We start from the raw sequence: 1,182 nt of genomic DNA on the forward strand, positions 1-1,182 counted from the left end.
CCCGCTCGCGCGCCGCGAGCGGGGGCCCGGTGCGTCCCGGCGTCAGGTCTGCGCGGGCGGGCCGGGTGCGGGCGGGCCGGGTGCGGGCGCCCGCTCCAGCAGCTGCAGCGCCTCCCGGGCCCACTCGGCGCCGGCGCGGGCGCGGTGCTGGCCCGCGGTGACGGTGAGCAGCCAGTAGCGCGCGTCGGGGGCGCTGGTCAGCTCCTGCTCGACCTGCGCCCGCAGCGCGTCGTAGCGCGCCTGCGCCTGCTCGGCCTGCGCCAGCGCCTCGCGCAGCCAGCCGCGCAGCACGTCGTCGCCGACGTGGCGGCCGAAGAAGAGGCGCAGCAGCAGCGGGTCGCGCGGCGGCAGCGGGTCGCCGGGTTGCAGCAGCAGCTCCCGCAGCCGCTGCAGCCCGGCGGCGGTGATGCGGAAGGGGCTGGCGCCGGCGCCGGGTTCGAGGCGCTCGACGAGGCCGGCGGACTCCAGCGCCGCCAGGGTGGGGTAGATCTGCCCGAAGCTTTCGTGCCAGAAGTGGCCCAGGGTGTCGCGCACGGCCGCCCGCACCCCGTAGCCCGTCGCCGGTGCCACGGACAGGGCCCCCAGCACCGCCAGTTCCGTCTGCGACCGCCGCGCCACGCCCGTCCTCCTGATCCGGTGGGACACCGACCTTGCCGTGTATCTGTCAGAGATACTAGCGTGCGGCGGGTGACCTCGCTCCCGCACCCCGCACCCGGCACGTCCCTCCTCGCGCCCACCGGCGCCGCGGACCCCCACCTCGGCCGGCGACGGGCCGGCGCCGTCGCCGCCACCCTCACCGCGGGCGTGGCCTGCTTCCAGCTCGCCCTGGCCGCCGGTGCCCCGTGGGGCCGGCTCGCCTGGGGCGGGGTCCACGCCGGTGTGCTGCCCGACGGCTACCGCCTCGCCAGCGCCGCCTCCGCCCTCACCTACGCCGCCCTGACCGTGGTCGCCGGCACCGGCCTGCTGCCCGCCGCTCCCCGGCGCGCGGTGCTCACCGGCGCCGCCGCGCTGATGGGCGTGGGCACCGTGCTCAACCTGGCCTCGCCCTCGCTGCCGGAGCGGCTGCTGTGGACGCCGGTGGCGGCCGCCCTCGCCGTCACCTTCTGGCGCGCCCGGCCCGCGCCGGCGCGCTGACTTCCCGCCGGGCCGCCGAGCCGGGCCGCCCAGCCGCCCGGCCGCGAC

General features: G+C 79.6%; 2 protein-coding genes. One reads left to right on the forward strand and one right to left on the reverse strand.

Annotation, left to right across the window (positions count from 1 at the left end):
* Positions 1-42 precede the first annotated feature (42 nt).
* A complete protein-coding gene (locus ABEB16_RS20115; protein WP_345713974.1) occupies positions 43-618 on the reverse strand; it encodes a PadR family transcriptional regulator in 576 nt (191 codons plus the stop codon).
* 69 nt (positions 619-687) lie between these two features.
* Between ABEB16_RS20115 and ABEB16_RS20120 the strand changes: the two genes are divergently transcribed.
* On the forward strand, positions 688-1,134 hold the full coding sequence (locus ABEB16_RS20120; RefSeq protein ID WP_345713975.1) for a hypothetical protein: 447 nt from the start codon (positions 688-690) through the stop codon (positions 1,132-1,134).
* Positions 1,135-1,182 lie beyond the last annotated feature (48 nt).

The organism is Kineococcus glutinatus, assembly GCF_039542765.1.
Classification (GTDB): domain Bacteria; phylum Actinomycetota; class Actinomycetes; order Actinomycetales; family Kineococcaceae; genus Kineococcus_A; species Kineococcus_A glutinatus.